The organism is candidate division TA06 bacterium (assembly GCA_016208585.1).
GTDB lineage: Bacteria > Edwardsbacteria > AC1 > AC1 > EtOH8 > UBA5202.
On the sequence record JACQXR010000020.1, the window covers coordinates 1 to 8,419 of the forward strand.

Consider the following 8,419-nt stretch of genomic DNA (forward strand, 5'->3'; position numbering starts at 1 on the left):
ATACCACCACGTCCAATGGCTTTGGCTTCGGCAGCGGCCCACAAGCGCCTCTGGCGTTCATTCATAGCGGGTAAAAGCGCGCTATATTTTAATCGTATGGCGTGTTCACATTCCACTTCCCATTATTATTGCACACTATTGATTATTAGTCAAGTTATAGGGTTGAGTTCGCCTTAACTTGGTCCGGACCCACATCCCGGCATAGGCCCCCAGATAGGCCGGAATGAATGAAAGAACCGACACGAAGATGTTGTTCTTCTGCGCCGGGATCATCTCCAGCAAAGCCAGGGCCACATATATCGCTACTATCCAAAACCCCAAAGCGGCGGCGGTTTTGCTTGGCTTTATGACGTTCAAATAGCCCAGTACGCAGGCGAATACCAGCACCGCGCCCAGCATGGGCGCCATCTTCGGGCTGTAAAGGTCAATGATGACTGAGATAACGGCCATTCCCAGGGCCAGGTAATAGATCCAGTCTTTTTGAAAATGTGTTTTGATGTTCATGCTATTATTTGTTTTTGTTTTTTAATTTCGTTTTTGTCCGGAGAGGTTTACTTTACCAGTATATACAACAGTGCCGCGCTCATTATCAGAAACAGCAGGGCGGTTAAAAGCTTGACCCCGGCCACCGAGGCCTGGGCCCACCCGGCTATCCGCTTGGATGACACTCCCCAGAAGGCGATGACGAAGGCAACTATCATCGGCACTTCGAACATCAGGTTGTACAACAGCAAATAACCGTAGGCCTGGTATTTGTGCGAGGATATCTGGGCCACGAAGGCGATGGTGGGCAGATAGACCTGTCCGGTGCAGGCGAACTCCAGCACGGATGTGATCAGCCCCACCCCGAAAGCCCCGCCGACCAGCCCCCAAGCCCCCATCTTATCGCGAATAACCTTGTGGATCCGCTGCTTGGCCTTGGTGGAAAGCTGCAGGTCCATGCCCGAGTAATCGCCCTTCCGGGCCTTTAAGTAGTCCTTGAGATTATAGAAGGCCAGCGCCAGTCCGGCGACTATGGCCAGCCAGTAGAATATTTTGCTGAACACCGGCAAGGCCTTCAGAGACATCAGGAAAGACAGGCTGCCCACTCCTATCAAGAAATAAACTATGAAATCGGCCAGGGTGTAGGCAAAACCCACCGCCAGTATCTCCCAACGTTTGCGCCCCACAAAAGCCAGGTAGGAAATGAAGAACACCAGCACCGCCAGCGAGCAGGGGTTGATGCCGTCCAAAAGCCCGGCCCCCAGCACCCCCCAGAGTCCGAAGGAGGCGAAACGGCTGACCACCGACTGTTTGGCCTGGGGCAGGTATTCCTTAGCCTCCATCCAGGGAACCAGGCCGCTGCCGGAGCTGTATTTGGCCAGCAGATCGGAAAGCGACTGGTCGTCTATTTCGTCGCCGATCAGGCAATCTTGGCCCACGAAGGCCGAGGGGGCGATCATCCTTTTTTCTCCGGGCAGGCCGTACATCAGGCCCAGGGCTTCGCTCATCAGTTTGCCCGAATCCGAGCCCGCGTCGATCTTTTCCAGGACCAGGTTTGGATATTTTGTTTTAAGCGCCTTCAACATGTATTCGGCCCGGCTGCACTTGGGGCAGCGAACGTTGGAAACGAAAGCCAGATAAATGCTGTCAATAGTATCTATTTCCAACGTTTTCTTCGCCCGCCTGTCTGGCTTATCCAACGACGGTTCCGTTGCCTTGCTTCGTGGCTTTTGCTTCTCCATTGCTTGCCGGACCAGCGTTTCCTTGATCAGCCGTTCCAGGTCCCGTTCTATCTCCTCCACCCCACCCAGTATCCTGTTTCCGATCACCGCCGCCGGGATCTGGTTATTTTTGTCATTGAGTTGTTTCTCATAATTCAGCAGAATCTGATACTCGGCTGGGTTGTCCACCTCGCGATAGACCAATACCATCCGGGTTTGATATTCCTGCGACAGCCGGGTGAACAGGCCTTTTTTCAATTGCTCGCAATCCGGACAGTCCCGGGCCACGAAGAGCTGCACCTGCAGCCGGGTATCGCCCGGAACCGGGTTGGCGTTGACGGGTTTGGGCTGTGGAGCCTGGCCCACGATGGAAACGATATTCTGGTCGTCGGCCAGATCGGTGGTGATGCCCTCCATCCGCGAACTTTGGTGCTGCCACCTATCCCCCTGCTTCTGGAACCAGGCATAGCTGAGGCTCTTGGCCGAGGCCCCGGCCTCGATGATGGGAACCCCGGCCGAAAGGTCGGCCGTCTTCAGCTCGGTCTGGGTGTGGCCCCCAACGATCAGGGTTAATTGGGGAAACTTCTTTGCGGTCTCGATCTCTTTTTCGTACCCCAGATGCGAGACCAATATGAAAATGTCGGCCCGATCCTTCAGGCTGTCTAAAATTGAATGAAGGATTGAATCCGGGTCCTTGATCTGCAGCCCCTGCAGACTGTCCTGGGGATAATACCTGAAGGCGTCGGGCGAGATCAGCCCAATCAGGGCCGCTTTGATGTTCAGGGTTTTCAACTCCACTATTCTGTAGGCCGGGGTCAGGTTCTTTCCCTGGTATAACAGATTGGCCGAAACGAACGGCAGGTCGAATTCCTGCTGCAGTTTCAGGAAATTATTGATCCCCCGGGCAAACTCCTGGTCCCCCGGCGCCAGGGCGTCGTAGTTCATGGCCCGGTAGGCCGCGAACATCAGGGAATCCCCTTTCCAATCGGAATCAATTCCCAACAGGTCGCCGGAGTCCAGCAGCAGGAATTGGGACTGCCCCCGGGCCAGCTTTTTGATCAGGGTGACCCGCTTGGCCAGCCCGCCCTTGGGCTCTGTGGGGCAGCGGCAGGGATACAAATAGCCGTTGGCGACGTTGGTCTGGATCACCAGCAGTTTCTGGGCCGAGACCCAGCCTGTGGCAAATACAATAAAAATAATTATTGATAATATTTTTTTCATAGATTATTTGGATGTCAGCGGATATTGGTTGTTTATTACATCTTCTCCGCCATCAGTTTGGCCAGCTCGGCGATCCTATGGGAATAGCCCCATTCGTTGTCGTACCAGCTGACTATCTTGAAGAACCGCTTTTCGCCCTTGAGGTTGTTCTCCAGGGTGGCCAGAGAATCATAGATAGAGGAACGCTGGTCGTGGATGAAATCGGTGGAGACCATCTCCTCGTTGGCGTATCCCAGAATGTTCTTCAGGTAGGTCTCGGAGGCCTTCTTCAGCAGAGCGTCTATGGCTTCGATGGAGGTCTCCTTCTCGGAGCGGAAGGTCAGGTCCACCACCGAGACGTCGGCGGTGGGAACCCGGAACGACATCCCGGTCATCTTTCCCTTGACGGCCGGAATGGCCTCGCCCACCGCCTTGGCCGCCCCGGTGGTCGAGGGGATGATGTTGATGGCCGCGGCCCGGCCGCCCCGCCAGTCCTTCTTGGAGGGCCCGTCCACCGTCTTCTGGGTGGCGGTGTAGGAATGGATGGTGGTCATCAGCCCGTTCTCGATGCCGATCCCCTCTTTCATCAAAACGTGGACCACCGGGGCCAGGCAGTTGGTGGTGCAGGAGGCGTTGGAAACGATGTTATGCTTGGCCGGGTCGTATTCCTGTTCGTTGACTCCCAGCACGATGGTCTTGACCTCTCCCTTGCCGGGTGCGGTGATCAGCACTTTTTTGGCCCCGGCCAGCAGGTGGCCGTTGGCCTTGTCGGAATGGGTGAACAGGCCGGTGGCCTCGATCACCAGTTCCACCCCAAAATCCTTCCAGGGCAGCTGGGCGGGATCCTTGGTGGCCATAAGGCACTTGATCTTGTGGCCGTTGACCACCAGCACGTCATCCTCAGGCAACGACGGGTCGCTCTTTTCGGTGGACACCTGCCCGGGGAACTTTCCGTGAACCGAATCGTATTTCAGCTGGTAGGCGAAATATTTGGCGTCGGTGGAAACGTCCACCACCGCCGCTATGTCCAGCGGGTTGTCCAGTATTTTCTGTTCCGCCATGGCGCTGATGACCAAGCGGCCGATCCGGCCGAATCCGTTGATCCCGATTTTTACCGCCATAAGATTTTCTCCTTTGATTAATATTATTGAACTGATATTACATTTTCTCTGAACTACAGTCACTATTTTCTTTTCTTTTAATGCTACTTTCTGCACCGCCAGGAAGTAGCCAAAGAGCTCGGCCGTGCAGCTACCGGGCAGGTCACTATGCCCGTGGCCTCCCTGCCATGGCGGGGTTAACGGCTACTCTGCCGGTCCCGTCCGCTGAAGCGGCCATTTCCCGGGACCAACCCAGGTTCGCTTTCAGCACTGCTGCCTGACAAAGGCTGCCGGTTTTACCGCTTTAGCGGTAAAAGAGTGTTTTGCCTGCTTAACCCCATTTCGCGGTCAAGACATTCAGGCAGCCGGATATTTTGCCATCAGAGCAGCGCTGAGCGAAAGTTCTCTTTGTAGCTTTTTCTTCAAAGAGAAAGCGGAGAAAGGAAATACCTTTGAGTGAGAATCAGGAATCTGAAGTTCCAGCCTTGCTAAGGAATAACCCACGGGTTCCACTTATCAACTACGTATTTATTGTTAAGATTTACTATTAAGCATTTGTTTGACCAGTGCCGCGATGATCTCTGGCGCTACCCGCTGGGTGTTGATGGTCAAGTGGTACAACCCCGGGTCGTTCCAGTCCCGCTGGTAATAGTCCTTGATGTAGGAGGCCCTGGATTTGTCCCGGGCAGCGATCTTTTCCCTGGCTTCCTTCTGGCTGACCCCGGCCTTTTCCATCACCCGCTTGATCCGGTATTCCAGGGGCGCGCATAATCTGAGATGCAGACACCCTGGCTGATCGGATAGCAGCACCTGGCTCCCCCGCCCAACCAGCAACACATTCCCTTTTTGGTAAAGCTCTTTGATCAGGGCCTGAGTCAGGGTCAGGTATTTTTGGGCGTTGAAGAAATCCTGGTCGGCCGTGAAACCGGCGGAACCGGTCATGGGGAAATCAAAGCTGCCCGGGCCGTACAAGGCCGGGTTGGCCAAAAATATCCCGCTTAAATATTTGTCGATGGGGCTGTACTGCTCCTGGTCAAAGCTTTCCACCCGGTCGGCGCCCACCCGGGCCTGCTGGGCCACTTTGATGATCAGCGATTTGTCCACCACTTCGCAGCTTAAGCCCCGGGCCAGGGCCAGGGCGATCTCCTTGCCTCCGGCCCCGTGCTGTTTGGATATGGTTATGACTGGCATATCAATACCTCCTTGTTCAATGAACAATTAACAATGAGCAATCAACCAACGAAAATCGAAGAACCCCTTCGTTATTTGCCGCTTCTTGATGTCTTAATGATCCGGTAGAGCATGGCTCCCAGTTCATCCGCTTTGGGAAACATTTCTTTATGCTCCTCAATTGACAGGTAACCGGTATCCTTGAGCAGATTCAGCCAGTATTTGGTCTCCCGGCACTCTTTGTAGGCAATGGACATCTTGGCCGAAAACTCAGCTTTTGATATGGCTCCATTAGCTTCAGAGACATTGGCACCTATAGATGTGCCGGACCTCAGCAATTGTTTGGAAAGTACAAACTCTTTTTTGGAATTACATAATGTTTTGTAAATTGTCACTATCTTAACCGCAAAATCATAGGCCTTGCCATAAATGTCATCTTTATATCTTTCCATTGATCACTACTCTCTTTAATTGATAGCTGCACGCTGTTCCCTGCTCATTGTTCACTGTTCATTGCTAATTGCAATTGTTTCCCCTGATAATTGTTCACTGTTCATTGCTAATTGCAATAATTGCAATTGTTTCCCCTGATAATTGTTCACTGTTCATTGCTAATTGCAATTGTTTCCCCTGATAATTGTTCACTGTTCAGTGCTAATTGCAATTGTTTCCCCTGCTCATTGTTCACTGTTCATTGTTAATTGCAATTGTTTCCCCTGCTCATTGTTCATTGCTAATTGCAATTGTTTCCCCTGCTCATTGTTCACTGTTCATTGCTAATTGCAATTGTTTCCCCTGCTCATTGTTCACTGTTCATTGTTAATTGAATTAAGCTTTCCCGGCGCAGCCGAACAACTTGACCTTGCCCTTGACCACTTCCCTGACCGCGTCCCGGGCCGGGCCCAGATACTTGCGGGGATCAAACTCCGAGGGGCTCTCGGCGAAGACCTTGCGAATGGTCCCGGTCAGCGCGATGCGGAGATCGGTGTCCACGTTGATCTTGCAGACCGCCATCTTGGCCGCCCTGGAAAGAAATTCCTCCGGCACGCCCCGGGTGCCCGGCAGCTGGCCGCCGTATTGATTGCAGATGTCTACCAGATTTTTAGGTACCGATGAAGCCCCGTGCAGCACGATGGGATAATTGGGCAATAATTTCTGGATCTTCTCCAGCCGTTCGAAGTCCAATGTTGGCTCGCCCTTGAATTTGTAGGCCCCGTGCGAGGTCCCGATGGAGATGGCCAAAGAATCGCAGCCGGTCAGCTCCACGAACTTCTTGGCTTCGTCGGGATTGGTGTAGACCGATTCCCTGGCCCCCGGTTCGTCCGAGGTGGAGGTCAGCTTGCCCAGCTCGGCCTCCACCGGTACGTTGCGAGCGTGGGCGTATTCCACCACCTGTTTGGTGATGTGGACGTTCTCGTCAAAGGAGAAATGGGAGGCGTCGATCATCACCGAGGAGAAGCCGTCGTCGACGCAGGCCTGGCACAGCTCAAAGCTGTCGCCGTGGTCCAGGTGCAGGGCGATGGGCAGGTCGGGATAGGTCTCCACCGCGGCCTTGACTAAATGAGTGAGATACTCCCGCCGGGCGTACTTGCGGGCTCCGGACGAGACCTGCAGGATCAGCGGCGATTTCTCCTCGTGCCCGGCGTCGGCGATGGCCTGAAGCAGTTCCATGTTGTTGACGTTGAAGGCCCCGATGGCGTAGCCGCCTTCATAGGCCTTTTTGAACATTTCGCGGGTTCCCACTAACGGCATGGAAGTCCTCCTCTATTTGTAGATTTTTATAGTGCTTTTAAGGCCGGCGATAAATCTCGCGCCTATGGCCTACCCGCAGGATAACGATATCATTGCCCTCGATGTCGAATATCACCCGATAATCGCCGGTGCGCATCCTGTATGTGCCCAAGGCCGGATTGTGCAATTTTTCAGAATGCTGGACCGGAGACTGCGCCAAATGCTCCAGCGCGTTTTTCAGCCGCGCTATTGCCGTTTTATCCAGCGCAGCGAGATCCCGGCAGGCTCTGCGCGTATATACCAAGTTGTGCGTCATGCTTATCCGCCGAAGACATCCCGATGGCTTTTGACCCGGCCGTGGCGGTAGTCGGCCCTGGCTTCCTTGATGCTGGACAAATACTCCGGGCTGGTGGCAGCCAGCAAATTCTCAATGAATTTTCCCCGTTCTTTCGCGCTCAGCCTTTTTACGGCCTCGGCTACTTGATCAAAAGTCAAACCCACCGGCAGCCTGCTTTTACGCGCAACGGCGCTGTTAAGTGTTTTTAAGGACATGTCTTTCTCCTGTAGTTTAGTCTTTCATGGGCAGTTGTTGACGTTGAAGGCCAACGGCGTAGCCGCCTTCATAGGCTTTTTTGAACATTTCGCGGGTTCCGGCTAACGGCATATATCCTCCTGATATGGATTAAACGCACCCCCAGACCCCTTCCCGTCACCCTGAGCCCAGCCCTGCCTGGCAAATTGAAGGGTCAGCACAAGTCCAAGAGAAGGCTGGGGGTAAAGTTGGTTTTGCCTCACAAAACAGAACTGATGCGTTTCATTACTTCTTTGTCTTCCAACACATCTTTATTTGCAATTCTCACGACCTTTAAACCAAGGTCGTCAATTACTTCGTCCCGTAGTCTATCCTTTTCCTGCTGCCTTTCGTGAATTCTGCCATCCAATTCAACCGCCAGGCGTTTGGTGTGGCAATAAAAATCCGCAATGTAGAATGTTTCCTTGCCAAGGAGATCAAAGAACAACGGATATTGCCGGTAAAATTTTAGCCCCTGAAATTGTTTGTTTCTTACCTTATCCCAAAATATTTCTTCGGCCTTGGTCTGCCTTTTGCGCAATTCACGGCAACGGGCTTTGGCCAGCGGCACCAGTTTTGTTTTGATGTTGAGACTCATGCTTCTTATAATCAATAGAACTCATCCCCTTGCTCCCCTTCTCTTTAAAGAGAAGGGGCCGGGGGTTGAGTTGGATTATTTGCGCTATAGTAGTTCAAGCCCATCCCCTTGCTCCCCTTCTTATTTATTTTCCAAGAGAGGGTCGCCGGCACGCCAAAGCCTGCCACATGTATGACTGCTATGGCAGCGGAGCGGCCGGGGGTTATACCCTGAGATTGCCGAAGGGTTGTTGTTGTTGCGGTTGGCGGAACGGCAGTTGTTAGCATTGCCTGCCCTGAGCGAAGTCGAAGGGTTGTTCCAACTGCCGCCGCGCAGCACGCGGTTGTCGCCTTTTTCAGTCCGCCGC

General features: G+C 53.4%; 9 protein-coding genes. All 9 read right to left on the reverse strand.

What is annotated here, in order from left to right:
• Window positions 1-135 precede the first annotated feature (135 nt).
• A complete protein-coding gene (locus HY768_01805) occupies window positions 136-504 on the reverse strand; it encodes a hypothetical protein (GenBank protein MBI4725956.1) in 369 nt (122 codons plus the stop codon).
• A 47-nt stretch (window positions 505-551) separates the two neighbouring features.
• Complete coding sequence (locus tag HY768_01810) at window positions 552-2,924, reverse strand: hypothetical protein (GenBank protein MBI4725957.1); 2,373 nt, start codon at window positions 2,922-2,924, stop codon at window positions 552-554.
• 35 nt (window positions 2,925-2,959) lie between these two features.
• Window positions 2,960-4,024, reverse strand: a complete 1,065-nt coding sequence (gene gap / locus HY768_01815; GenBank protein MBI4725958.1) for a type I glyceraldehyde-3-phosphate dehydrogenase — start codon at window positions 4,022-4,024, stop codon at window positions 2,960-2,962.
• A gap of 513 nt (window positions 4,025-4,537) precedes the next feature.
• The gene (locus HY768_01820) at window positions 4,538-5,194 is read right to left on the reverse strand and encodes a cytidylate kinase-like family protein (protein MBI4725959.1); all 657 of its coding nucleotides are present in this window, start codon (window positions 5,192-5,194) and stop codon (window positions 4,538-4,540) included.
• 71 nt (window positions 5,195-5,265) lie between these two features.
• Window positions 5,266-5,625 (reverse strand): four helix bundle protein, encoded by a 360-nt coding sequence (locus HY768_01825; GenBank protein MBI4725960.1) that lies wholly within the window; start codon window positions 5,623-5,625, stop codon window positions 5,266-5,268.
• Between the two features lie 376 nt (window positions 5,626-6,001).
• Window positions 6,002-6,925, reverse strand: coding sequence for a class II fructose-1,6-bisphosphate aldolase (gene fba / locus HY768_01830; protein ID MBI4725961.1), 924 nt, complete (start codon window positions 6,923-6,925; stop codon window positions 6,002-6,004).
• A 37-nt stretch (window positions 6,926-6,962) separates the two neighbouring features.
• Entirely contained in the window at window positions 6,963-7,220 is a 258-nt protein-coding gene (locus HY768_01835) for a type II toxin-antitoxin system RelE/ParE family toxin (protein MBI4725962.1), read from the reverse strand.
• Between the two features lie 2 nt (window positions 7,221-7,222).
• On the reverse strand, window positions 7,223-7,456 hold the full coding sequence (locus tag HY768_01840; protein MBI4725963.1) for a hypothetical protein: 234 nt from the start codon (window positions 7,454-7,456) through the stop codon (window positions 7,223-7,225).
• Between the two features lie 239 nt (window positions 7,457-7,695).
• On the reverse strand, window positions 7,696-8,073 hold the full coding sequence (locus tag HY768_01845; protein MBI4725964.1) for a DUF559 domain-containing protein: 378 nt from the start codon (window positions 8,071-8,073) through the stop codon (window positions 7,696-7,698).
• Between the last annotated feature and the right edge of the window lie 346 nt (window positions 8,074-8,419).